Genomic DNA, 26,087 nt, shown 5'->3' on the forward strand with positions numbered 1-26,087 from the left:
TCAGTGCACTTCGGACAGCAGCTTCTCTACCTGCTTGGCATCCACCGCACCCGGCACCCGGCGGCCATCGGACAGGAACAGGGTGGGGGTGCCTTCGATGCGGTAACGATGGCCGAACTCCAGGTTGCGGTCCAGTGCGGTGGTGTCGCAGGGCATGATGCCGCCGGTCAAGGGAACCTGGTTCAGGATCCAGTCCTTCCAGGCTTGTGCCTTGTCTTTGGCGCACCAGATTTTCTTGGACTTCTCCACCGAGTCCGGCCCCAAGATGGGGTACAGGTACACATGCACCGTAACGTTGTCCACGTTCTCGAAGTCTTTCTCGAAGCGCTTGCAGAAGCCGCAGTTGGGATCTTCAAACACGGCGATCTTGCGCTGGCCATTGCCCCGCACGATGGTGAAGGCATCCCGCTTTGGCAGGTCTTCGAACTTGACGGCGATGACCTTGTCCATCTTCTCCTTGGTCATGTCCTGCAGGGTGCGGGTGTTGAGCAGGCTGCCCTTGAGGATGTAGTCGCCCCGGGCGTCGGTGTAATAGATCTCGGTGCCGTTGGCGCGCACCTCGTACAGGCCGGGCATGGGCAGCTTCACCACCTCGTCAATGGTTTTGAACTCGGGCAGGCGCTTGGCCAGGTTCTTGCGGATGGCGGCTTCTTGCGCGCACAGGCCCAGGCTCACGCCGGCCAGCAAAATCCCCAGGCCCAAGCGGCGCAGGGTGGAGCAGGTGTTCTTCATGGCAGCGGGCTTTCGGTAAGGCTTACTGTGCCAGGTCGGTGGGCAGCAGGCGCTCAGTGTCGAGCTTGTCGCGGTAGTCTTCCATCAGGGTTTCAAAGGCCACGCGCTTGGCACCCGTGAATTGCGGCAGCAGCTGGGCCGCATCCACGCGGGCGGTGTCCTGGCACTGCGCCACCAGCTTGCGGCCCAGGCCATAGAGCTCGGTATTGCGCTTCTCGCAGGCGTTGACCTGGCGGTTGCGGCTGACCAGGGCGCCCTCGGAGGTCTTGAGCTGCGCGCCGGTCTGGGCCAGTTCTTTTTCGAGTACGGCCACGCGCTCTTGCGACGCCTTCAGGCGCTGCTCCAGGTCGGCTTTGGCGGCCTGCACGGTGGTGTTGTCAAGTTGTGCGGCATCCAGGGCCGTCTGCAGCTGCTTGTTCTTCTGGCCATCGGCCGCCGCACGCGACTGCACACCCTTGATGCGCTGCTCCAGCGCCGCCTTCTCTTCGTCGGTCACACGCAGCTTGTCCTGCAGGGCTGTCTGGGCCTGCTGCACGGTTTGCAACTGCGCCTGGGTGCGACGCAAGGCCTCGCGCTCGCGGGCACCGGGCTTGTCTTCAGCGTGCGCCACACCGGCTGCACAGCAGGCCAGCAACACCAGGGCCAGTAAGGGGTACTTCATCAAAACTCTCCAAACACATAGCTGCCGCTGGTGGGCAATGCAATCTTCTTGACATGCGGGCTGGCACCGGCTGCCAGCAGCGTGGGCACCATGCCATCGCGCTTGAGGTACTCGGCCCAATACAGGGGCGTGAGGCCATCGCGGTCAGGGGTGTTGGGGCTGGCGCCATGCTTCAAAAGCAGGGCCAACATTTCCGGGAAATCTTCGGTAATGGCCACCATGACCAGGCCATCGCCCTGGCGGTTGTGCACCTTCAGGCTGGCACCGGCCTCCAGCAGGGCTGCCGCGGCGGACAAGCGGTTCATGCGCACGGCCAGCATGAGTGCGGGCTCGCCGGTCTCGGTGCTGGTGTCGGGCTGGGCACCACTGGCCAGCAGCAGCTTGATCACCTCGGCGTGTCCTCCCAACGCGGCTGCGGCCAGGGGCGTCATGGGGCCGCCGCGTCCATCGGGGGCGGCACCGGCGCGCAACAGCGTGCGCACCACATCCACCTGCCCCTGTTGGGCGGCCAGCAGCACCGGCGTGCTGCCCCATTCGTTGCTGGCGTTCACGCGTGCGCCGGCCAGCAGGGCGGCCTTGGTGGCGCCCAGGTCACCTGCGCTGGCAGCTTTCATCAACTCGGCTCCTGCCCGTGGGTTGCTGGCCTGCGGCCACTCCGGCGCACTGGCTACCAGCCGCTGTTGTTCTTCGCGCGTGGTGCGAAAACGCACCGTGTCTTGCGGGGTCTGCACTCCGGCTTCCAGGCGCTGGCGATAGGCCAGTTGCTCGGGCGGCAGGGCGCAGCCCGAGAGCTGCACAAACGCGCACAGCCCCAGCCCCAACGAGGACAGCAGGGAGCGCGCGTGGCTGGGCTGCTTAGAACTTGGCATTGAAATAGACCTGCAGGGCATTGACGGTCAGGGGCGGGCCCGACACTTCATTGCTGGAGAGCCAGCGTGCGCTCACCCAGTTGTTGCGGCCCAGCCCGTATTGCAGGCCCAGCACATAGCCACGGTTGTTGGTGCCACCCAGATGGAAGTCCGAGTCGGTCATGGAATCCAGCACCGCGTCCGCTTCCAGGTAGCGGTAGGCCACGCTGGCTTGCCAGTCGCCACGCAGCAGCATGCTGGGCATACCCACAGCCACACGGGCCATGTAGCCCGTGGTCTGGCGTGCCACGTTGATGCCGGTGCGGTCCAGCGTCTTGCTTTGGCTAAAACCAATGTTCTCCACATAGTCGAGCGTGGAGATCACATGCACGGGGTCGTACAGGTTCAGGTCCAGCATGGCCGTCAGGTTGAGGATCTGGTAGTCATTGGCCAATGCGTACAGCGAGGTGGCACCGCCATCATTGGCAATGTCAAACAGCGTGTTGCCCTTTTGGCGGAAGCCCGGTGCGGTGCTGTTGGTGGTGGTGGTGCCAAAGCTGTTGCGCACACCGCTCACGTTTTGGTAGTCGTAATAGCCCAGGCCAATCTTGGCGCGCTTGTTGGTGTCGGGCACCCATTCCACACCGCCCTGCACTCCCACCATCCACTTGGACTTGCCCTTGTTGGAAACCGAGGTCTCGATGTCCTGCAAGGCAAACAGGCCGGTGCCGGCAAAGGGGCGCCACACCGCGTCGCTCTTGGCGGCCGGGTCAAACTGCGCCTGCACGCCGTCCAGCGTCAGGTTGTCGTTCCAGACCAGGTCGGTACCAAACCAGGGGTTGGCCATGCGGCCTGCGGTGGCGGTCAGCCAGGGCAGCGCCTCGTCATCGTGGTAGCGCATGAAGGCGCGGTCCAGCGCAAAGCTGGTCTTGGTGCCTGAAGCACCCAGCGTCTGGCTGGTGGATAGCGGGTCGGCGGCAGAGCCGGTGGTCAGGCGCAGCGAGGTGGACAGGTCCTGCGTCACCTTGGCATTCACGCCCAAGCGAGCGCGCATGCGCAGGCGGGTGCGGTCGTCGCTCATCTCATTGATGGCTTGGCCATTGGCGGCCAGGTAAGCGGCCGAGGCGGCGTTTTGGCTGCTGTAGCCTTCGGTCTGCAGGCCCACGCGCATATCGCCCTCCACCTTCACGCGGTCCACCCACTCGGGGATGGCATTGGCATCGGCCCAGCGCTCGGCCTTGGCCTGGGCGATCACTTCCTCGCGCACCTGGTCGGTGATCTGCTTCTTCAGGAACTCGGGCACATAGGGCACGCGGATGGGTGCCACTTCCTTCTTGTCGGCCTTCTCAGGCACTGCCGCCAAGGGCGTGTTGCCCTTCTGCTGCGCCTGGCGCACCAGCTGGTCGGCCTTCTCCTGGGTCAGGAAGCCCTGCTGCACCAGCGCCTGGATCAGGCCCAGGGTGGTCTGGCGCAGGGCCTCCAGGCTTTGGGCTTCATCGGCGTGGGCGGGGCCCAGGGTGGCCAGCAGCAACACGGCGCAGGCCGCGGCCGACGCATTTCTCTTCAGGTTCTTGTACGACATGGCAATTCTTACTTTCAAAATTCATCGCGACGCTATGCGCAGGCGAACGGGTTGTGGCATGTCACCCGGTGCGCCTTCGCGCAAGGCTGACATGGCCTTCATGACGGCCTTGATGGTTTCGTCGAGTTCGGGCTTGTCGCCAGCACCCACCATCTCCACACGGGTGATCTGGCCGCCCCCAGATATCCAGACATTCACATTGCGCGAGAACTCACCGGCCTCGCGCAGCTTTTTGTCGCGCGCAATCGCGTCCTGTATGCGGTCCTTTACCAGCGCGCCGTACCAGGCAAACTTGTTGCCCGTGCCGCTGCCGCCGCCGGCTATCAAATCGGCACCACCCTTTTTGCCCACCAGGCCAAAGCCGTCACCGGCGCCCGTGCCGGCCGCATCCACGGCCAGGTCGGGCCCGGGTGGAGGCGCCTCGGATTTGGTCGGCGCATCCTGCTTGGGGATGTCCATCTTTTCCTGGACCTGTTCCTTGGGCGGAGGCGGCGGCGTCTTGGGTGGCGGGGGCGGTGGTGGCGGCTTCATCAGGGCGATTTCCTGAATCACCTTTTTCTTGCGCGGCTCTTCCCCCGTGGCCATCAGCTTGAGCAGCCACGCCACACACAGCCCCACCAGCGCCAGCGCACCCAACCCGATGAACACCCAGCGGTAGCGTTGCCAGATGCTGCGGTCTTCCGTACTTACCTGCCCGGATTGCATGCTTACTTGACCAGCTTTTGCGTCACCAGGCCGACCTGGTTCAGGTCCAGTCGGCCCAGCAGATCGAGCACCTCCATCACCTTGGCGTACTGCACGGCCGAGTCACCCTTGAGCACCACCGGAAACTCCGGCGTGGCTGTTTTGAGGGCCACCAGGCGCTGCTCCAGATCGGCAATCGTGGCCATGGGGTAGGCGTCCAGGTACAGGCTGCCATCCTGCGTGATGGTGATGGCCTTGGTGGCCGGTTTGGCCAGGCTGGGCGTGTTGCTGGCCTTGGGCAGATTGACCTTGATGCCCTGCACCGAGGCCGTGGTCATCAGAATAAAAATAACCAGCAGCACATACGACAGATCCAGCATCGGCGTGATGTTGATGTCGTCATAGACCGCGCCGTCTTCTTGAGCTTTTGACATGCTTAGCCGCCGTAGTTTTCTGCCATCTTGGTGACAAATTCATCGACGAACACATTCATGTCGGCGCCCACGCCCTTGATGCGGGTCTGCAGATAGTTGTAGCCAAACAGCGCCGGAATCGCCACACCCAGACCGGCCACGGTAGCCACCAGCGCTGCCGCAATACCGGGGGCAATCGCATTCACGTTCACATCACCCGCAGCAGCAATGGCGGCGAAGGTAATCATCACACCCACCACCGTGCCCAAGAGGCCCAGGAAGGGGCCGCCCGAGATGGCGATGGTCAGCAAGACCATGCCCTTGTCCAGGCCATGGCGCTCACGGGTGAGCTGCGCGTCCAGTGAGGCGCGCACGGCGTTGATGGCCTGGTTGGAAATCACCGGGAAGGCGTGGTGGCCATCAGCCTCCTTGGGAAAGCGCGACTTCAGCTCGGCCACGCCCACGGCGTAAATGCGGTGCAGCGACGAAGAAGAAAAATCCGCCTTGTGCGTGGTCAGGCCATCGAGCGCACCGGCGTGGGCTTTGGCATCCTGGCCCATTTCCAGCAGGCCACGGGTGACCTTGCCGAACTCTTCGGTGAAGGTGCGGTTGGTACGCTCCATGCTGTTGAGCAGCAGGAGCTTCTTGCCCATGACGTAGATCGCCACAATGAACATCACCACACAAATGCCCACCACCACCCAGCCGTCCACGGTCAGGTTTTGCAGTGTGGCCTTGAAGTAGTTGGGGCCTTCGCTGGTGTCGGTGGTCTGCTCTTCGCCCTGGGATACCAGCATGCCGGCTTCGGCTTGCGACTGCACCTGCGCGGCCAGCCAGGCCTCACTGCGCGCCATGCCGGACACCTGCACTTCATCGATCTTGCCCACCAGGCCCGCACCCACGCGCAGCGTGTTGCCAGCCACCAGCAGACCGGCGGCATTGGCCACCGCTTTGCCGTCCACGTAGAGTACCGCCTGCGCGCCACCGGTCACGGCCACGTGGTGCCACACATTGAGTGTCAGCGCTTCGGCGGCCTTGTAGGTGGTGCCGCCCATTTTCAGAACCGGAACGGCATCCGCCAGCGACAGGCTCAGGCCACCAAAGGAGAACACTTCGCCTTCACCGCGCTCAGCGTTGATCCACGCCGACACGGTAATTTCCTTGGCCTGTTGCAGGGCTGCGTTGTTCAGCACCACACCGCCGTCACCATTCAGGCGCGCAGAGCCTGCAATCAGGCCGCTGGGCACGGCCGTGGCGCTGGACGTGCTGGCGTGCATGGCTTTGCCGCTGGCATCCTGCGGCAGGCCCTGGGTTTCATTGAGGTGGTAGACCGCGAACTGCTGCGCATCAAACACCGCTGCAGCCGCAGCCGCGGATGCCTTGGTGTTGCCGTAGTACATCCAGATGTGTTGCGTGGTGTTGCCGGCCTGCAGCTTGGGCACCTGCACCCAGACGAAGGCCAGGTTGTTGACGTTGTCAAAGCGCTCGATCTGGAAGGGCAAGGCCGTCTTGTCGTCCTCGGCCATGAAGCGCAGGTCACTGCCGTCTTCCTTGCTGGCCAGGAAATCAAAGTTGGCACTGGACAGGCGCACCAGCAAAGGCACTTGTGCGGCGTCGGTGGTGATGCCTGCGGCCTTGGTGTCGAGGGTGATTTTTTTTCTTCCGGTCCAGTCGGTGTCCCACCAAGCGTGGGCCGACAGCGGCATGAGCAAAAACAGGGCGGCGATGGCTAGGAGGCGTTTCATGGAAGATAAAAATAAATATATATAAAAGAACGTGGTTCGCCCTGTGCGGCGAGTTTATAAATCACGTGTGTAACGCATATGACATGGGCGGCGTGGGGGCTTTATTCACCAAAGCCCAGCACGTCCACGCGCACGATGGTGGGCTTCAGAGCTGTGGCCAAGGCCTGCGCGGCACGTGCTGCATCCGATGCGTTCTGGCTGGCCGCGGCAATATTCTTGCTGGCGTCATCCCCCATGGAACTGGCACCCGATGCAGCTGCTGTTACCGCGCTGGTATCGGCCACCGGCGTACCCACCGACTTGCCGCTGACTGCCACGTTGTCCGCACCCTTGAAGTCCAGGGCTGCCACGTTCAGGTTGCCCGCACGGATACCCGCGTCCCCGGCGTTGACCGTGCCCTTGGGCGCGATCAGGTCCACGTCACCGGCGGTGACACCGGCCACCGACAGGGCTCCGATACCGCTGCCCGTAGCTGCACCCTGCAGCACCTGCGTCACGTTACCCTGGGCATCAATCTTGATGACTGGTGGCGGCACGGCGCTGGCGGTCTTCTTGCCCTTGCCTGCATCAATGCCGCCTTCGCTGGACCACAGCAACACGTCGCCACCGCCCACCGTCAAGATGCGCGACTGGTTGACCACAATGTCATTGCGCGCAAAGCCCTTGATGTCGCCGGCACTGGCGACGACGATGCCCAGCACGTCATTCAAGGGCGCCTTGGTGCCGTTGGTCAAACGTCCACCCACCAGCACGGCGGGCGTGTTGGCCAGACCCACCAACACATCGCCGCCCGGCACCATGAATTCGATGTTGCCGCCGCTCTCCGATTTGATGCGGCTGGCAAACAGGTTCACATTGCCCTGGTAGTTGGCAAAGCTGTCGTCTGCCGCCTTGGTGGCAATGCCGGGGAACACCAGGTCGAGTGCTGCATAGCCGCGCGCGTAGTCACCACCAAAGCCGCTGGCGCTGCTGTTGTAGTCGCGGCCCGTGGTGCGCAGCGCGGTGTAGACCATGTCACGCACTTGCAGGCGCTGTACCTCGGTGGGCAAGGCGGCGATTGCCGCCACGGCGGTGGACGACTGCGCCGCATTCAGGCTGCTGTCACCCACCAGCCAGCGGGCCTGCCACAAGGTGGCATCGTCCACGCTGCCGGACTGCAACTTGGCCAGCAGGCGCGTGACGGTGCCGCTGTAGTCAATGCCCTGCGCACCCACACCGGCGGCGATCTGGATGTCAGCGCCCTGGCTTCCCAGGTTGGCGTTTTCCAGATTGCCGCGGCTGCGGATACCGCTGGAGGTGCCCAGGTCCAGGTTGCGTCCGGCGGTCACTTCCAGGCGCCCGGCGCCGGAGATCTTGATGCCGTCGCTCTCGGTGCGGTCGGCGCCCGCGCCGTAGACAATGTCACGACCGGCTTGCACATAGCTCACGCTGCTGGCGTTGGCATTCTGGATATTGGCGTTGAAGTCCAACACATCACGCCCGGCGCGCACCTGCAGGGCCTTGGCGGTAACCAGATCCGTCATCGAGGCATCAGTAGTTTTTTCTGTGACCTCGGACACACCCGATACATCGCCCGTCACGGCATAAAGGTGTGCGGCCTGTGTGTCATTGGCATGCACCGGCGTTCCTGCATGCAAGAGACTGGTGTTCAGTGAACTTGTTTCGTCCATTGCCGTGGCAGTGTTCGCCGGGCGTAGCAGGTTGGCCAGCGTATTCGGATCTCGGTCGCTCATCACCAAGGAGGTTTTGAGCTGCACATTGCCATGGGCCAGCAGGTCCAATTGACCGCTGGCAGAGGGCGCCAGGGTGTAGGTTCCACCCAGCGGGTTTGTGTGCAACTTCACATCGCCCTGCAGGGCTGCCATTTCCAGGCTGGGCGGCAGGTAGTTGAGCAGGCTGTCGAAAATGCCCTGGCTGTTTTCACCCGTACGCAACTGTCCGTAAGCGTCTTTCATATTGGCGGCTACACCACCCTGAATCGTGTCGTGCAGGATGACATCGCCAGCCACGCTGCCAAGCGCCACTGCGGTGTTCTCACCGTAGGTTGAGAACACGCTGCGCCGCAGTGTCTTTGCGGCCGCGTTACCCACCACATTGGCTACCGTGCTGCCTACGCTGCCCGCGGTGGATTGCGGCAGCAGCGTGGGGTTGAAGATGGCCAGAATGTTGACATCACCCTGCGCCTCAATGCGCGCTGTGGCATCCCCCAGCGCAATCACCGGGTACACAAAAGGAGCGGCTTCCAGGCCCGCAGCGTCGACTGCGCCACCCACCTTGCCGCCCGCCGTGACCCGCATCGCGCCGTTGTCTGCGTAAAACTGCCCACCCATCACGTTCCGCTCGGCTTGCAGTTGCACGTTGCCGCCACCGGTCTTCACCATGGCTGCGGTGCCGGGGTTGGTGGTGCTCAGGTGGCCCTGGCTTGCGGCGCTGGCGGAGACGTTCAACAAATCCCTTCCGGCGGCCACCGACACATTGCCGCCGCCCAGAGTGGCCACGCCTTGCTTGAACAGATCAAAGCGCACCCACCATGCAGGCTGGGTTGCATAGCTGAGTCCATTGGTGGCCAGGCGGCCCTGGCGGAACAGCCACTCGGAGTAAAGCTGCGTAGGTGCTGCCATGCGGACATCCCGCCCGGCGTTCAGGCTGACGTCTCCGCCCGCGTAGGTAGAGGTCGCAAACAGGGGCGTTACGGGTGCGGCCACACTGTCCGTCTTGCCGGCGGTGTATACCACCGAGCCACTGTTGGACAGGACAATGTCCCTGGCGGCAGCCATGGCAATGCTGCCCGTGCCGCTGCGAATCTGCGTGTCATTGGCCAGCGTTACGCTGCCAGCCGCATTGGTGCGGGTGCGCAGGGTATTGGCGGAAGCATTGTCGGCGCCGGCCACCAGGCGGTAGGACCACGCGTCACCTGTAGCCACCAGGGCAGGCTTGCCGTCCAGGCCATTGCGGGTGGCAGCACTGAAGCCATCCGACAGGTTGCTGTTGATCAGGAGATTGCCTGCCGCGCGCAGCGTCAGGGTTCCGGGCTCCACGCCATTGGTGCGCAGGCCCAACAGGTTCCAGTCGTTTGCTGCAGTGCCGTCCCCCAGAACCAGATCACCGCCAGACTGCACTTCCACTCCGGCGCGCACGTGGAAGCTGCTGTCTGCCGTTTTGCCCAGAGCTGCTGTGATGGCTGCGGTGTTGGCACCAAAGCTGTCGTTGTCGGCCTTGATGCTGTCAAGGTCCAGCGTGCTGCCCGATGCGCCACCCGTGGCCAGCAGGGTATCGATGCCGCTGTAAGTCTTGACGGCTTCCACCACCACCGAACTGGCTCCGGCAATGCTGCCACTGAGCGCCGACACATTCACACCAGTGCCTGCACCGGCACCGGTGCGGGCCGCGCGCAGGTTCACCCGCCCGCCCACGCCACCGCTGCCCGCGCTGACGTCCATGCGGCTGCCTGCAGCCGTGCTCAGCACGCCGCTGGTCGATCCCAGGGCAATCGTTCCACCAGCCTTGCCCACCTTGCTGGAGGTAGCGACCAGGTTGGCGGTAGACGCCAGCGTCAAGTCCGACCCGGCATACAGCGCCATGCTGCCCTGCTCCGCTGCGGACGCATCAACAGTGCCAGCGACATTCATCTTGCCCGTGTCAGCTGAAATATCCACGGACTTGGCCCGCACCACATCGCTAGCGGCCACAGTGACATCGCCGCTGCGCACGCGCAGTTGGCGCTGGCCCGCATAGCCTGCGCCCAGTGCGCTGTTGAAGTCCGAAAAACTGGCCAGGCTGCCCACATCGGCCTGCACGCGGGCGCCTTCGCCGCGCACACCGGCCGCATCGGCAGCGTTGCTGCCCAAGAGGTTGCCTGTTGCCACTTGCACCGTGCCAGCAACGGCCGACAGTTGCAGGGTACCGGCATCGCCGCCTGCAGCAGCAGACACATCGATCAGGCCACCCGCAGCCATCAGCACATTGCCGCTGGTGCTGGTGAGTGCCACTCTGCCCGCCGGGGCGGCGCGCTGCTGGTCAAAAAATGCAACGCTGCGCCCCGAGACGTCCACGCGCCCGTTGGCACCCACGCTCACATCGCCGCTTCGGGCCAGCGCTGTCAATTGGCCGCCCTGCAAGTCCACCGCCGTGTTGAGGGCTACGCTGTCAGCGTTGAGGGTCCACCGTGCACCCAGCCCGGTCGCGGCCGCCAGCGCGGTGGTGGGTGTCAGCGCATTCAGGGTGATGCCACCCCCGCTCAGCGCCAAGGTCTGGTCAGAGCCCGAGGCGCCACTCAGGCGCGCGGTGTTGATGCTGACCGGCACCGAGGCATTCAGGCTGCCGGTGCCTTGGCCCAGCACCTGGTCGCTGGAGATGGCAACTGAACTGAAGCCGTCCAGCGTCTTGCTGCCCGCACCCAGGGTCAGGGTGTCGCTCACGATGGCCAACTGGCCACTGCCGGCTGAGCCGCCATTGGAGAACGCCAGCTCGCCCGGGTTGGAGAGCAGCACCGACTTGGCGTTGATGGACGCCGTGTTGCTGCCCGCACCGCGGCCCACCAGGCCCGCGCCCTGCAGCGTGATGCTGGCCAGCGTGGGGCGATTGGCTTGATTCGTTCCGCCCACCTTCACATCGCCATAGAGGTCAAAGGTGGAGTAGCTGGTAAAGGCCATGCTGGCCAGGCTGTTGAGTGCGTCCAGATCGTCCTGCGAATAGGTCACGCCGCTGGCACCGTTGGCGTTGCCAAAGTTGACCTTGGAGGCGCCCACCGCCAGGTAGCCCGCCACGGCCTGACCGGCTTTGCGAAAGCTGGTGCTGCCCTTGAAGCCGTTTTCCCGGGTGGCATCCAGCGTGACGGCCTTGGTGGCCTGCAGCGTGCTGCCAATGCCGCCCACCACTTCGCTGGTGAGCGTGCCCTGGGTGGTGCCGGGGTTGCCGGTGCGCACAAACGTGGTGGCGCTGGAGGCCACGCGCACCAGGGCGCCCATGCCGTCGGTGGTGAGCGTGCCGCCATCGGTGCCTGCACCCTCGGCCACGATCTTGCTGCCGGATTTCAGGGTGACTGTGTCGGTGGCCGCCAGGATCACCTCGGGTGCCTGCAGGGCGTTTCCTGCGCCGTTGGCCAGGGTGGTGTTGCTGGCACCCACCTGCAGTGTGATGGTGTCGCCCACGACCGTGCGGGTACCGCCCAGCAGCAGGCTGCTGGCGCCCATGGCGTTCAAGGTGTCGACCTGCAGCACGGTCGCTGTCGGGTCTATGCCGGTGGTGGCGCCGCTCACGATAGCCAGCCGGTCGGCACTGATGTCCACTGCCGCACCACGCCCGCCGCTGGCTGCGGCGGTGACAAAGCTGCCATTCAATTGCAGGCTGGAGGCGCCGGTTCCGGTGGTGGCGATGACCAGTTGGCCCGCATCCATGGGGCGGCTGTTGCTGCCGGCAAAGAAGTCCGAGGCGGAGCTCACCGTCAGTTCCGAGCGGGCGTGGATTTGCGCGCCCGTCAGCACCTCAAACCCCTTCCAGCTGGCATCACGCGGCGCGCCGCTGCGCGAATCGGTCAGGTAGCCGCTGGCAATGCGCACGCCGTCCTGGCGCGTGTATTCCTGCCCGGGCAGGATGCTGGAGGCCGTGTCCAGGCGCACCGCAAAAGCGCCTGGCAGCAGCGCGTAATGTGCAGGCAGCAGGGTGTAGGTACCAGCGGCCAGGCCCGGCATGCCACTCAAATAGATGGACGTACCGGCACGCAGATTGAAGGACTCCTGCGGGTCGGTGGGCGCGAAGCCGCCCTTGAAGCTGGGCACCACGGCATAGACGTTGGCATCGGCCAGAATGTCGCGCGAGCCGCCCGGGCCGACTGTGAATTCATAGGCCTGCAGGTTGCCACCACCAGCCACGTTGACTGTGGAGCCGGTCTGCATGTCCACGCTGGCACCGCTCATGCTCACGGATTTTTGGGGCAGCGTGGCCAGGTTCAACTGGCCCTTGGGCACCTGACTGGGGTCCACGTTCACGACCCAGTTCAGACCATTCTGGATCTGCCCCAATGGCAGTACCGAGCCCGCATCGGCCGCGACCGAGGTCACGCTTCCCGCAGACAATGTGACCTGGTTGGTAGCGTTCAGCGCAATCTGCCCCAGGGGGGCCCAGATGCGTCCGGCCTGCTCGATGGCCTGGGCTTGCACCTTCAAACTGCCCAAAGCCGACAGGGGCTGCGTGGGTGCTGCACCGAGGGCCTCAAAGCGTATGGTCTTGCCGGCCGCCTGCAGCGTGACATCGCCATAGCTGCTGGGTGTGACCACGCCGGCCTGCAGCGTCAGGTTGCCCGTGGTGGTGAGGTGGGCAGAGTTCTCGTAGGTGGCTGTGCTGACACCGGCGCCGTCAAGCTTGTCGCGGGTGATACCGCTGAGTTGCACCAACTCGGAGCCAGCCACGGTCGTGGAGGCCATACCTTGCAGGCGCAGATTGCCTGCCAGCTCCAGCATGCGTGCGCGGGCTGTCAGGGTACCGGTGTTCTGGGTGCTACCCGCGGTGCCGACCCGGTTGGCGGTGTCGTAGTTGCCAAGGCGTACGGCGTCGGCCGCCAGCGTTGCATTGCCGCCGTTGGTCTCTATGCGCGCCGCATCCAGTTTGAGCTCGCGCATGGGCAGTGCAGTGCCACCGCCGAAGTTCAGGTTGCCCTCCAGCACGATGCCGTCGCGGCTGCTGATGGCCACCGTGTCAAAGCCGCCTGCCGCGATCTTGTCCACGCCAATGCGTGCACGCGTCACCTGCGCATCTGCAAACAGTGGGTTGGCCTGGGTGGCCGAAGCAGCACCCACCTGGGCTGCCACCGTATTGGCCAGGTGCAGTTCGCGCGCCTGTGTATCAAAGCCGGCACCCTGCGTGGACAGGCGTGCATTGGCGGACAGGCTGATGCCCAGATTGCCATTGCGGTTGCTGGCGCTGCCGCCCTGTGCCTGCAAGGTCGAGGCCAGCACCATGCCCTCTTCTGCCGATACCTGCACGCTGCCGGCATCGCTGCCCACCACGCGGCCTATGCCGCCACTCTCGTTTTCCACATCCAGGCGCACCGGAGCCACACCGGCCACGGATATGCGGCTGCCTTCCTGGGCCGCCACATAGCCGGTTCTGGCATTCAGGGTTACGGAGCCGCCCGCCAGCACCTTGCCCTGCGTCAGGCCCTTGGAATCCACGGAGGTCACGGCCACGCCACTGGCATCCAGCACCGCGCCGCTTCCCAGCCACAACGCGTTGGCGTCGGAAGCCACACGGCCGTAGCCGGTGCTGCTGTCCAGCTGCAAGCTGATGTTTCCGCCCCGCGCCACCAGGCTGCCTTCCACGTCCAGCGTGTTGCGTGCGCTCAAGGTCAGCTTGCCGCCCACATCGGTGGCCAGCGTGGCACCGCGCCCCACCGTCAACACGCCTTCACCGGCATTGGCCTGGCGTGCGGTCAGCGAGACGGTAACCGCCTTGCGCACCGCATCGTCCCGCACCAGCAGCTGGCTGACATCGGCCAGGGCCGTGCCGCTGGGCCGGGTGGCCATGGCGGCTGCAGTGTTCAATTGACGGTTGGTTTGCCGGGCCAGTACCGCGGTGTTTTCGGCCACATCCAGTGTGGTCAGGCCCGTGATGGCGTACTCGCCAAAGCCACCGCGTGTGAGGATGTCCGCATCCAAGGCCAACACGCCATTGCCTGCCGTGCCTCCGATCTGAACCGCGTTGGAAGACAGCGACAATTTGCCGCCCTGTGTGGCGCCATAGGCTTGCATGGTCGCGGGCAGGCCGGTGACCGTATACGCAGCAAGCGAAACTTCTCCTGCCTTGCCATTGCTGATCTTTCCAGTGCCCGCCATGTAGGCACCGGCACTGGCATCAATAGACACACCCTGGCCGATGTCCAGCGTTCCGCGCGAATCGAACAGGCCGGTGCCCGCATCGGCATTGGCCGCTGCACTGAGGCTGACCGTGCCCGCATTCAGCACCGGCAGCGCAGCAGAACCCGCGCCAGAGAGCTTGTCATTCACCCAGGTTCCGCCCACCTTCAGCGCCACATGGTCAGCAATGCGCAATACAGGATCGTTCAGCGGATTAGACGTGGTGTTGCGTGCCGACAGGGTGATGCTGCCGCCCGCAGTGGACAGGTCTTTTTGCACGGTCAGTGCATTGGCCACCAGCGAGATTTCACCCAAGGCGGGCGCGCTCAGCGCTGCGCTGCTCACCAGGCTGCTGTTGGTGAACACCTCAAGATTTGCAATCCGGTTGGTGCCCAGCAGGCTGCTGTTGAGTTCCAGCGTCTGCCGCTGTGCGTTGGTCAGCGCAGCATCCATGGCAAAGCCGGCAGGCAGGCTGCTGCTGCCTTCCTTGATAAGCACTTGCTGGTTGATCTTGTAGTCGGCGACGCTGGCATTGCTTGCGCTGCCCACGGTCAGCGTGGCGCCCTTGGGAGCCTGTCCGCTGGCGCGCTGGTTGGCGCCTACCGTTGTGTTGCCAATCACATCCGATTGCAGATAGGCCGCGCCCAGGGAGACCAGGGACAGGGTTCCGGCGCTATTGCCTTCGGCATAGCCGTTCACATAGCGGCTGGTGGGCCCGGAGCTAAAAGTGTCCTGGTGGTTCCAGCGGCCATAGTTCACCACCAGCCTGGTCGGAAGGCTGTCATAGCGGGTGGTCGCCAGCGCGTTGGTCACATCCACGAACTTGCCGTTGGAGCCCACCAGACTGCGCTGCACCACGGCACCCTGGTAGGCCAGGCTGCCCCCGGACAGGTTGACGACAGATCCGTTTTCCAGAATCGCCTCACCCTCCGATTGGAATTTCACCTTGCCGCCCTGGGTGGAACGCTCTGCCACGGTTCTGTTGGTCTTTGCGGCATAGGCCTGCAAGCTGTCGGCCGCAATCAAGGTTTGCTGCCCTGCTGCGGCATTGGCCAGCGCCTGTGCGATGTCCACGTAGACCGTCTGTCCGCGCAATGCGCCGACCTGGTTGATCGGTGAATCCTTCAGCTCGTCGCCGCGCAACTGCACTTCCACGGTATTGCGTGCCACCGACACCGCCACGTCAGACAGGCCCGCCACGTCAATCACGGCGCCAGCCGCAATATCCAGACGCGCGGTACTGGAAGGCAGGACAAAGGTGGTTCCGGCTGCGGTCAGCTTGGAGGGGTCATCCAGCGCCAGAAAATCCACCTTGCCCGATGGGGCCACCACGCTGGCGCCACCGGCCATGTAGATGCGATTGCCCAGCACGCGAATTTCAGACTGCTGATCCAGGCCGGTGCCACCTTTTTCGATGTTGTCTACGGCGGTGGTGGCATCTGCCACATCCGGCAGCACCGAAGTGACGCTGCCTGCACCCAGGACAACCTGCCCGGCGCGACTGGAGTCCGCGGTGGTACCCACCGTGGTCATGGTGTCCTTGGCCATGAGATAGATAGAGCCATTCGACACCACCGAGGTAGTAGCCTTCGCAATGCCGTTCTGGTTGACCGCATAGCCCACCATGGTGATGTTGCCGCGCGGTGTGGACAGGGTGCCGCTGTTGGTCACATGGCCCAGCCGGTCTTCGGCAGCGTTGGCCACATCGCTGGTGACGCCGGTATTGGCCGCACCCACGTTGGTGGGGCTGTCCACCTCGATCAACAGGCCGCGCAGGTTCAGGTCGGCGTTGTCGGCCACGCGCAGATAGGCCTTGGTGCCGGCGGCCAGAATCACCTGGCCATCGGGGGCGGTGACGCTGCCGCGGTTGACCACGGTGGGCGCGAGCAGCATCACGCGGCCCTGGCTGCCTGCGGTAATCTGTGCACCCTCCATCACCTTGATGAAGCCGGTGCTGCCTTCAAACTGCGGGCTCAGGTTGTCACCCAGCAAACCGCTGGTGACGTATTTGTCGGCCATGTTCAGGCTGGTGGCGGTGAAGCTGTTGAGGTTCACCTGCGCGCCGTTCATGAAGGCAATCCCGTTGTTGTTCACCAGGATGATGTTGGCCTGCTGGCCCGCGCCCTGGGTGATGGCGCCCGAGATCACGCTGGGGTTGGCATCCCAGATGCGGTTGAGCGAAGTAAAGCTGGCACCCTGCACCAGGTTCTTGGTGGCCAGCGAATCCACCTGCTGGAACTTGACGGTGTTGCCCGCGCCCACATTGAAGCTCTGCCAGTTCAATATCGACTTGTTGCCCACCTGGCTGATGGTTCCCACATTGCCAGCGGTCTGGTAGCTGGCACTGCCGCTGGTTACAAACGCAGGCGCCGTGCCACCCGGCCCGGCCACCGGCAACACCGCAAAGGCGGGTGCGGCCAGCACGGCGCTGGCCAGTGCCACACCAGCCAGCGTGACGCTGCCAGGGGACTTGCTGCGGCGGCGTGCGGTCTCGGCCTGCGGCACCACCATGCCAAGGGTGGCGTTGAAAACGAGCTGGTAACAATTGCGGTTCATGTCGGGTGTCCTGGTGGGTACGGGTAGTACGGGCTAAGCGATCACCACTCTTGGGCGAGTCTGAAATGCAGGCGGCTGTCGCCCTGCTGGGTCTTGCCGATCTGGCTTTGGGCAATGGCCCAGTCGAGCGTGATGCTCAGGCCCCGTGCGCCACTGGCGCGCAGGCCCAGGCCGTAGCTGGTCAAGTCATAACGGGAGGTGGCAAACAGCGGGTCCACCACGGTCACAGAGCCCTGGTCCACAAAGGCCAGCAGCCGCACGTCATTCACATAGGTGGGCGCGTCGCTGGCAGCGGGGCCGCGCAGCAGATTGGGGCTGCTGGCTTCCAGTGAGAGCGCCATGCCGGTTTCGCCCGAGGCGGCCGAGTCATAGTAGCCACGCACCGTGTCTACACCCCCAATGGAAAACTGCTCATTCGACACCAGGGCCTGGCCGGCAAACTGCCAGTTGCCGCGTACCTGGGCAGACCAGCCCTCTTGCCACATTTCCTTGTGCGAGAAGCTGCCCTTCAGATACGAATAGTTGGGCCGGCCCTTGAAGCGCTTGTCGGCAAACTGCTGCTCGGTGCCCGCCAGTCCCATCACGTGGAAATTGAAGCTCACACCCAGGCGGCTTTCGCGGTCTTTGCCGCTGAAGCTGCCATCCCAGCCCGCATACAAAGGCATGTAGGTGATGGGCGTGTTGAAGCTGCCGCTGCCCAGCTGGGCCACGGTCTGGTTGAAGTCTTTGTAGTCCACGCCAAAGGTGGCGCTATGGAACAGGCTGCTGCTGCCCGGCAGATTGGCGATGTAGCGCAATCCATAAATATCCCCCGCGCCCAGGGTGTTGATGCCCTCGGAGATGGCCACGTCCGAGGCCGAATGCACGGCATACAGCGCCAGCATGTTGCCGTTGCGCTGCGGCCAGTTGTAGTTGACGGAGAGCACGCGGCTCTCGCTGGGCTGCTCGGGCACGCCCTGCAGCGTCAGGCCCAGGCTGTGCTGTGCATCCCACAGGTTGTCCCAATGGATGGAGGCCGAGGCATGCGTCGGCGTGGTGCCTTCGCTGTGGCGGTCATTGAGCTCCACGCTGCCATGCAGGGGCAACTGGTCTTGCACCTTCAGGTCCACTTCCACGGTGCCGGCTTCCTTGCCGGGGCGCAACACGGGCGTCACACGGCGGTCGCTGCCACGGTTGAGGGTGGCCAACTGGTCTTGCATCTCATCAAACTGCGGCACATTGCCTTCGGCCAGTTCCGGCACGCGGGCCCGGATCTCACCCAGGCTGAAATACTGCGACTCCACCACACGCAAGCGGCCCACGGGCGCTTCGGTGACAGCCAGCGCCACTTCGGCGTTCTGCACCTTTTGCTGCGGGATGCTCACCACCACGGTGAGGTAACCGGCATCGTGGTACATCTTCTCCAATGCCGTGCGGGCACCTTCCACATCGGCCAGTGTTTTTTGTTCACCCAGAAACGGGTAGACGGCACGCTCCACGGCGGCCACGGGCAGCAGGGTCACACCCTCCACCCTGTATTCAAATACATCGAAGCGGGCTGCGTCTTGTGCGTGGGCAGCAGGCTGTGCCAGGGCCATCAGGCAAAGGGCAAGCGCGCGTACGCAGTTAGTCAATCGAATCACATCTATCCCCAAAACCAAAACACCCGGATCAAACAACAAATGGCGATACGCAGTTGCCCGCGTATCGCCTTGACTTATCACGTCCCCCGCCTGGCTGGGCCGGGGGCTAGAACCTCAACTGCTTAGTAGTTGCGGTTCAGGGGAGCGCACTGGTTGCCACCAACGTAAGACACGTTCAGGGTCTGGGTGCCAGCGTTGTTGCCATCAGGAATGGCGGAGGCAGTCCACTTGGTTTCCTTGACAGCAGCCAGAGTGGTGGGGTTCTGGGCAGCAGCCAGGAACGAGTTCACAAAGGCCAGTTTGGCGCCGGTGGTGCGTGTGGGGATGTTGAAGCTGGTCCAGCCTTGCATGTCCCAGTCACCGGTGTTCAGTGCTGCAACAGTGGGGAAGGTGCCGGAGCCGGTAGTCACAGGGCCCACGGTGGTGGACAGGCCATCACCGGTGATCTGTCCAGCGCCATTGAGCGAACGGAATTGCCAGTTGCCGGTGGTCAGGGAAGATCCCAGGCTGTCCAGGGACAGAACGCCGATGGCCTTGTAGCCGCCAGCACCGAAGTCCACGGTCACGTTGGCGCCGCTACGGTCTTTGGCGACATAGGTACCGCCAGTCACAGCCTTGTCCAGGCAGCTGCGAACAGCACCCGACGAGTCGTTCTCGATCACGATGGTTGCACCGGCGCCATTGGCGGCGGTGAAGGTACGCGTAGTGGGGTTCCATGCGCCGGAGTCATCGCGGTTCAGGGGGAACTGCTGTGCGGAGTCATTGCATGGGTAGTTGCCAGCCCACAGGTTCATCACCGCTTGCGAGCCGGAGCCAGGGGTGCGGCGGCAGATCACGATGTCACCACCGGTGGTGGTGCCAGCCACGCTGGCCCAGTCGGCAATCTGGCCGGACATGATGGCAGCCACGGTGGCACGGTTCAGTGTGGCGGTGGATTCCACGTTCTTGGTGACAGGAATACCAAAGGCCTGGGCATACATGGGCTTGGCAGTCAGCAGGGCGCGCTCGGCAGCGGTCAGAGCGGTGTCAGCCACTTCGCCTTCGGTGTTCACGGGGTTGGTGAAGAACACGGGGGCCACGTCGGACATACCGGCATCGGGCACGCGGGTGGTGGCGGCCGAGCTGGTGCACTTGTAGGGCGCAGCGGCGGTGCCGGAACCGACGCTACCGCAGGTGCTGTCAACCAGCAGGGACTGGATAGCCTGGTTGCGGGCCACGGGGTTCACACCGTACACCGAACCACCGCTGTTGCGGTAGATCACGATCACGGCGGAGCCAGCTGCCCAAGTGCCGGTGGCAGCACTCAGGTTACCGGCCACGGCCACATAGCCGGAACCGTTGATGTTGGTGACGCCGTCGTTGTTGAAGTAGACGTCATTGGTCACCATGTTGGAGACCAGTTGCTGGAAGCCCTTCTGCACAGCGGAAGCGCCGGAGATGAACACGATCTGGCCCGAAGCCGTGGCTTGGGAAACCAGAGCGGCTGCAGCGGGAGTCATGGCAGCATTGGCCGACAGGCCGGTGGCAGCCAGGCAGGCAGCGAGAGCGATTTTGTTGAATTTCATGGGTAATCTCAAAAGTGAAGTGATGGAGCAGGAAGGCAGACAGGCATCCCCGCAAGCATTGCTGCCGCAGGGATGTACTAACTAGTTAAGCAGTCTTGCGGTTGCGGCGGCGAGCGATGGAGCCCACCAGGCCCATACCAGCCAGCAGCATGGCCAGCGAGTCGGCTTCTGGCACAGCGGCCACGGCGCCGATAGTGAAGGTGTTGCCAGCCATCCAGGCGTGGGCAGCAACCGGTGTACCAACCTGTGCGTAGATCGACTTGGTGGTGGTTGCGTTGACGGCGTTGACGCTGATGACGTTCATGCCGGTGGCGTAATCGCTGTTGGCCAGCGAACCATTGCTGTTGAAGTTGTAACCATAGCCGGCCAATGCGGTATAGGACAGAGAAGAGTTGCCAATGTAAGCAGCGCTGGTGGAAGAAACGACGGATTCCGTCACACCGGCCACGCCGAACGCGCCCAGGTTAAGTTGGTTGCCAATGAAGCTGCTCTTGTTACCGTTGGCGGCACGGGCATTGCCATTGGTCAGCGTAGCGGTACCGTTGCTGCCGTCGGATGTGGTCAGGCCGCGCTGAGCGCCGAACTGGTCATTGGCGAAAATGGTCCAGGACACAGCGCCTGTGGAGCCAGCCAGCCAGTTGCTCAAGGCTGTGCTGGTGTAGCTGTAACCTGCGCCACCGCTGGACACCAGAGTAGCCAGGCCGTCCATGGTCACGCCAGTGTTCAGGGCAAAGGAAGAGTTGGCATCCCAGATAGCGAACAGCATGGTGCCGTTGCCGCTGGCAGTACCTTGGTCGATGATGTCAGCATTGGCAGCGCCAGAAACAAGGGCTGCAACAGCCAGGGCGATCAGTTTGATTTTCATAAAATTAATTCCAGATAAGTTTCAAAAGTGGTTGGCTTAGGCTTACCGATTCCAATTCAATGAAATCCGCTTACCCCCTGAAGTCATCAAGCAGCGGTTTATGCTCGACTGGTATGAACTTTAGGGACCGGACGTTACAAACGTTGCAATCAAACTAGGCAAAACCCTAGTCCGTTCAGACGGCTGAAGGCACCAAATCGGTACTTTGGGCGCCTTTTGGGCTCAATGCTTGTCGGTGGGGGCCAGCAGACGCAGGGTGGCGCTTTTGCCAACGGCCTGGGCGCGGTTGGTGACATTGAGTTTGCGCATGATGTTTTGCACGTGGCTCTTCACCGTGGGCTGGCTGATTTCCAGGATCTGGCTGATCTCCAGATTGGTCTTGCCATTCTTCACCCAATGCAGCACCTGGATTTCGCGCTTGGAGAACATGGCCGAGGGCAGCACTTCGCTGCCGGCCGCGTCACCACTGTCGGTCTGGCGACCCAGCACGCGGTACAGGGCCATGTGCAAATAGGGCATGAAGAGTTGCAGCAAATGGGCATCGCGCTGGGTGGGTGGGCGCTGCAGGCCGGCAAACAAAAAGAAGCTGCCAAAGCGGCCCTGGATTTCACCCGGGCCATGGGCCGAGGCAGAGCCCAGGTTGAGCTTCTTCAGGTCCGCAATCAGCTGCCTGCGGCCCACCTGTTCGGTGGAGCTGGCGCAGTACAGGCGCGGCTGGCTGCCGTGGCGCAGCCAGTCATCCACGATGCGTGGCAGCAGTTCGGTTGCAGGGTCCACACCGGTGCTGTCAGGCTTGCGCGCCACACTGGAAAACACCTCGAACTTGAACTGCATTTTGTCCATATCGCCAAAGGCGCAGAACAGGGTTTCGTGGGGAATAAAACCCTGCAGTGCGCCCTGCGCCCACAGGTAAAACTGCGGGCGGCTGGAGACCGACAGCGCGCTCTCCAGCGTGGTGGCCAGGTGCTCCAGATCGTGCTTGGTCAGGCGTGCCAGTTTGCTCATGGTGTGCCCTCGCCTGTGCCACCGGCGCTGCCCGCACGGAACACCCACTGCGCATAGCGGTCGGTGCCGTTGAAGCCCGCATCGGATTCATCAAAATTGCGCTTGAAGCTGCTGGCCTCTGAGCGGCTGTGCAGGCCCACAATGCGCTCGCCCGCTTTCACCAGCACCCAGTCGGCCCGGCCGGTCATGGGGTCGGGGTAGAGGCGGCGCAAATGCCGCAGCGTGACCTGCGAGCGGCGGTCATCGAGCAGGTCTTCCAGTTTGGCGGGGTACTGCTGCGCACCACCTGCCTTGTAGGCGTAAAAGCTGTCCAGGGCCTGGCGGTATTGCTGGCCTGCAAACAGCAAGTCGGCCTCGCGCAGGCGCTGCGCCGTGCTGTGCCACACCTGTCCGGCTACGGCCGCCAGCAGGCCGAGTGCTGCCACGGCAAACAGGGCCATCAGGTAGCCAAAGCCGCGCTGCTGCGTGCGGCGCTGGCTGCAACAAAGTTGCTTACCAGTCCGCATAGGGCTGCGCCTCTCCACCGGCACCGCTGTGCACATCCCACACACCGGGCTCATCCGCCGGGGGCACCAGGATCCAGGTCTCGCGGTTCTCGGACACGGGGTCCACCGGAACACGCGCAAGGTAGCGGCGGCTGACCAGTTCTTCCAGGCTCTCGGGGTAGCGGCCGGTGTCGCCATGGAACTTGTCGATGCTGTCACGCAGCACCACCAGGGTCTCGCGCAGCGCGGCCTCGCGGGCGCGGTCCAGGTGGTTGAAGTAGCGCGGTGCGGCAATGCTCAGTAGCAGGGCGATGATGGCCATGACCACCATCAGTTCAATCAGCGTAAAGCCGCGCCGTACCGGGCTGTGACGTGGTGGCTGCATGTCACCAATCCCGCAGAGGGGTGCCGTTCAGGCCCACGCGCTCGGAGCGTGAATACACGTCAAACACGTCTTCGCCCTCGCTGGGCATGTCGGGCGCGCTGGCGTAGGAGCGCTTGCCCCAGGTGGCGGCTGCGGGCACGTTGGCATCGGCAAAGAACGGGTCACGCGGCAGGCGGCGCAGGAAATATATTTTGGCCTTGTTGGGGTTTTTGGCGTCCACCACACCGGCCTCCAGTTCTTCCAGCGTTCGGGGGTAGCCCGTTCCGTCTGCACGGCGAGCCACTTTGCCGCTGTCGCTGGCGCGCTTGTAGGCATCGAGCGCCTCGCGGATCTGGCGCAGGTTGCTGCGCAACTCGCCTTCGCGCAGGCGCTGCACGCTCAGGGTACCCAGCGGCGTGGCCACCAGCGCCAGGACGCCAATGATCGCAACCGTCACCACCAGCTCGATCAGGGTGAAGCCGCCGACACGTTTGCTGGATGCCTGCTGCTTCATTGCGCCACGGGTTGCAGAGTCACGCTGGAAGGCGGCATGGCCTGCGGCGCGTTGGACGCTGCCTCAACCGGCGCTGCCGGTGCCGTCTCGACCACCACGGGCGTCATGTCAAAGGGATGCATGGAGGCAATGTCCTGCACACCTTCGGGCAATTCCACAGGCACCGCTTCTCGGCCTCTTGCCGGCGGTGTATCCCGCGGTCCACCCGGTGGGTTGGACGACAGGGACAGTGCCCGTGGCTCGGCCTTTTGCAGCTGAAGCGCTGGCCGATAGCCCACCGAACTCTCTGAGCCCGCCGGCACATTCAGACCCGCGCCTTGCGGCTGCGCCAGGTTGCGCACAATGTGCGGCGTGATCAGCAAAATGATTTCCGTCTTGTTCTTGGAGTCGCTCTGGCTGGAGAACAAACGGCCCAAGCCGGGAATGTCGCCCAGGCCCGGCAGGCGGTTGGCGCTGCTGCGCTCCTCGTCGCTGATCAGTCCGGCCAGCACCTGCGTCTCACCATTCTTCAGGCGCAGCGAAGTGGCCGCCGTGCGCGTGCCAATCTGGTAGGCCTGCGAACCGGCGGGGCCGGATATTTCCTTGACGATGCTGCTCACCTCCAGCCCCACCTTGATGCCCACTTCGTCATCCAGGTAGACATTGGGTTCCACATCGAGCTTCAGGCCCACATCCAGAAACGATACCGAGGCCGATACGCCCACGTTGGCGGTGGAGGTGGTGGTGAACACTGGCAGCTTGTCACCGATGTGGATCTTGGCCTTCTCGCGGTTCTTCACGCGGATGCGCGGGTTGGCCAGCATGTTGCCATCGCCCACCTGGTTCTTCAGGTTCAGCATCAGGCCGGGGTTGGCTACAAAGGCGGTCAGACCGGCTGCATTGTTGAGGTCGATATAGCCAGCGGCCAAGCCGCCGCCCAGTGTGGTGCTGGACTGGGAAACGCTGCCGTTGACGATGGTTGAATTGGTGCTGGGTGTCAGCAGGCCATAGCCCACCTGGTCCGGAAAGCGCAGGCCCAGCTCCCGCAGCTTGCTGCGCGAGAGCTCCAGCACCTCCACATCCAGCATCACCTCGGGTTCGGCAATGTCCAGTGACGCAATCAGCTGCTCGGCCAGGCGCACAGCGTCCGGCGTGTCCTTGATGACCAGCAGGTTGAGCTTCTCGTCCATGAAGATGTCTTTGGTCTTGACGATCAGGCGCACCAAGGCCTGTGCCTGCTTCACATCGGCATTGGCCAAGTAGAAGCTGCGCGTCACCAGGTCCACATAATCCTTGGCCTTGACGGGTGTGTTGGGGTAAATCAGCACCGAGTTTTCATTCAACACCTTGCGTTCGAGCTGGTTGGTGGTGAGGATGAGCTTGAGCAAATCGTCCATGCTGGTGTCGCGCACAAAGATGGTGATCTTGGTGTCTGAGCGCACATCCTTGTCCAGCACGAAGTTCAGGCCCGAGCTGCGGGCCATCACCTCAAACACGGTCTTGAGCGGCGTGTCGCGGAACTCCAGCGTCAGCGGCTTGGAGAAGCTGGACTTGAGTGTGGGTGCCGCCACTTCGGCCCGGGCTGCCTTGTCGCGCAGGCCGCTGAGCATGGCGCGGGCCTGGCTGTGGTTGGGGCTCTCGGCCACCACGGCGCGCAGCAGGCGTTCGGCGGCAGTCGCGTTGTTGGCGTCTATCAGTTTGCTGGCCTCTTGCACGCTGGCTTCCAGGCGCTGCTGCACCACCAGGTCGGCCAGGCCTTCGCGGGCGCGCGGGTTGTTGGCATCAAAGGCCTGCACACGGCGGTACAGCGCCTGGGCCTGCGCGGTGCGGCGTGCGGCACGTTCTGCATCGGCCGCTACCAGCAACTGGTTGGCGGCTGTATCGCGCTGGCGGAAATATTCGGCGCGCACTTCGTGGTCTTCGGGGAATTCGCGGGTGGCGCGTTCGAGCTGCAGCACGCCCTCTTCCACACGGCCTTCGGCAAACAGTTGTTTGCTGTCACGCACGGCGGTGTTGCTGGCACAACCCGAAAGCAGGAGCAGGCAGGCGCAAGTGATCAGGGCCAGGGAGTGGGGTACGGTTTTCAATTGGCGCTTCCGAATGTGAGACGCTGCTTTTCATTGAGCGGCAAGTAGACAAAGGTCATGTCGGTCGGGGTGATGCTTTCCACCCTGTAGCTGGGCAAACTGTCGCCCACATGCAGCACATGGTTGCGCGTGCCCTGGCTGACAAAGACGGTGACGGCCGCGCCGTCTTGCGACTTGCCCAGGTAGGCAAAGGGCAGCGCCGGTGCGCGCGGTGGGGGTGGCGGCGCGGCTTTGACGGGCACCACCGGCGGCAGCCAGCTGTGCACGGCAAAGGCATTGGCCTTGGTGTGGTGCATGCGGGCGGTGCCCGTCGCATGGTCCTGCAACGCAGCCTGCACGGCAGCGGGCTCGGACGCGCGGGCTTGGGGTGCGGCGGCGGCACGTGTGCGCGTGCCGTCTGCAGATGCACTGGCATCGGCTTGGCTATCGCCCTGTGTGTCGGCATCGTTGTGCTGCCACGGCAGATCCAACACCGAGGCGGCCAGGGTGAGCGCAAACAGGGCGCCCAGAAAGAGGTGGCGGCGGTTCAT

17 protein-coding genes are annotated in these 26,087 nt (G+C 63.8%); all 17 read right to left on the reverse strand.

Features of this window, described 5'->3' with window-relative positions:
* Positions 1-732, reverse strand: coding sequence for a DsbC family protein (locus DIC66_RS16425; protein WP_117179171.1), 732 nt, complete (start codon positions 730-732; stop codon positions 1-3).
* 22 nt (positions 733-754) lie between these two features.
* Positions 755-1,393, reverse strand: a complete 639-nt coding sequence (locus DIC66_RS16430) for a hypothetical protein (protein WP_117179173.1) — start codon at positions 1,391-1,393, stop codon at positions 755-757.
* Positions 1,393-2,262, reverse strand: a complete 870-nt coding sequence (locus DIC66_RS16435) for an ankyrin repeat domain-containing protein (protein ID WP_158558924.1) — start codon at positions 2,260-2,262, stop codon at positions 1,393-1,395. Before DIC66_RS16435 ends, DIC66_RS16430 begins: the two co-directional genes overlap by 1 nt.
* Complete coding sequence (locus tag DIC66_RS16440; protein WP_117179177.1) at positions 2,249-3,823, reverse strand: putative porin; 1,575 nt, start codon at positions 3,821-3,823, stop codon at positions 2,249-2,251. Before DIC66_RS16440 ends, DIC66_RS16435 begins: the two co-directional genes overlap by 14 nt.
* Before the next feature lie 21 nt (positions 3,824-3,844).
* Positions 3,845-4,528 carry a hypothetical protein gene (locus DIC66_RS16445; protein WP_199534775.1) on the reverse strand — a complete coding sequence of 228 codons (684 nt, stop codon included), beginning with the start codon at positions 4,526-4,528 and terminating at the stop codon, positions 3,845-3,847.
* Between the two features lie 2 nt (positions 4,529-4,530).
* The gene (locus DIC66_RS16450) at positions 4,531-4,941 is read right to left on the reverse strand and encodes an ExbD/TolR family protein (protein ID WP_117179179.1); all 411 of its coding nucleotides are present in this window, start codon (positions 4,939-4,941) and stop codon (positions 4,531-4,533) included.
* A 2-nt stretch (positions 4,942-4,943) separates the two neighbouring features.
* On the reverse strand, positions 4,944-6,665 hold the full coding sequence (locus DIC66_RS16455; RefSeq protein ID WP_117179181.1) for a DUF2341 domain-containing protein: 1,722 nt from the start codon (positions 6,663-6,665) through the stop codon (positions 4,944-4,946).
* 101 nt (positions 6,666-6,766) lie between these two features.
* Positions 6,767-17,071 (reverse strand): filamentous haemagglutinin family protein, encoded by a 10,305-nt coding sequence (locus DIC66_RS16460; protein ID WP_117179183.1) that lies wholly within the window; start codon positions 17,069-17,071, stop codon positions 6,767-6,769.
* A gap of 41 nt (positions 17,072-17,112) precedes the next feature.
* Positions 17,113-18,648: a ShlB/FhaC/HecB family hemolysin secretion/activation protein gene (locus DIC66_RS16465; RefSeq protein WP_117179184.1), complete on the reverse strand. Its 1,536-nt coding sequence runs from the start codon at positions 18,646-18,648 to the stop codon at positions 17,113-17,115.
* A gap of 167 nt (positions 18,649-18,815) precedes the next feature.
* Positions 18,816-20,258 carry a substrate-binding domain-containing protein gene (locus DIC66_RS16470; protein WP_117179185.1) on the reverse strand — a complete coding sequence of 481 codons (1,443 nt, stop codon included), beginning with the start codon at positions 20,256-20,258 and terminating at the stop codon, positions 18,816-18,818.
* A gap of 85 nt (positions 20,259-20,343) precedes the next feature.
* On the reverse strand, positions 20,344-21,123 hold the full coding sequence (locus DIC66_RS16475; RefSeq protein WP_199534776.1) for a PEP-CTERM sorting domain-containing protein: 780 nt from the start codon (positions 21,121-21,123) through the stop codon (positions 20,344-20,346).
* Positions 21,124-21,345: 222 nt separating this feature from the next.
* Positions 21,346-22,128 (reverse strand): XrtB/PEP-CTERM-associated transcriptional regulator EpsA, encoded by a 783-nt coding sequence (epsA, locus tag DIC66_RS16480; RefSeq protein ID WP_117179186.1) that lies wholly within the window; start codon positions 22,126-22,128, stop codon positions 21,346-21,348.
* Entirely contained in the window at positions 22,125-22,634 is a 510-nt protein-coding gene (locus DIC66_RS16485) for a type II secretion system protein (RefSeq protein WP_147321337.1), read from the reverse strand. The genes epsA and DIC66_RS16485 overlap by 4 nt, the downstream gene beginning before the upstream one ends.
* A complete protein-coding gene (locus tag DIC66_RS16490; protein WP_117179188.1) occupies positions 22,621-22,998 on the reverse strand; it encodes a type II secretion system protein in 378 nt (125 codons plus the stop codon). Before DIC66_RS16490 ends, DIC66_RS16485 begins: the two co-directional genes overlap by 14 nt.
* Before the next feature lies 1 nt (position 22,999).
* Complete coding sequence (locus DIC66_RS16495; protein ID WP_117179189.1) at positions 23,000-23,491, reverse strand: type II secretion system protein; 492 nt, start codon at positions 23,489-23,491, stop codon at positions 23,000-23,002.
* On the reverse strand, positions 23,488-25,557 hold the full coding sequence (locus tag DIC66_RS16500; protein WP_233505967.1) for a secretin N-terminal domain-containing protein: 2,070 nt from the start codon (positions 25,555-25,557) through the stop codon (positions 23,488-23,490). The genes DIC66_RS16495 and DIC66_RS16500 overlap by 4 nt, the downstream gene beginning before the upstream one ends.
* Complete coding sequence (locus DIC66_RS16505) at positions 25,554-26,087, reverse strand: hypothetical protein (RefSeq protein ID WP_117179191.1); 534 nt, start codon at positions 26,085-26,087, stop codon at positions 25,554-25,556. The genes DIC66_RS16500 and DIC66_RS16505 overlap by 4 nt, the downstream gene beginning before the upstream one ends.

The sequence above is a fragment of the Rhodoferax lacus genome, assembly GCF_003415675.1.
In the GTDB taxonomy this organism is placed as follows: Bacteria; Pseudomonadota; Gammaproteobacteria; order Burkholderiales; family Burkholderiaceae_C; genus Allorhodoferax; species Allorhodoferax lacus.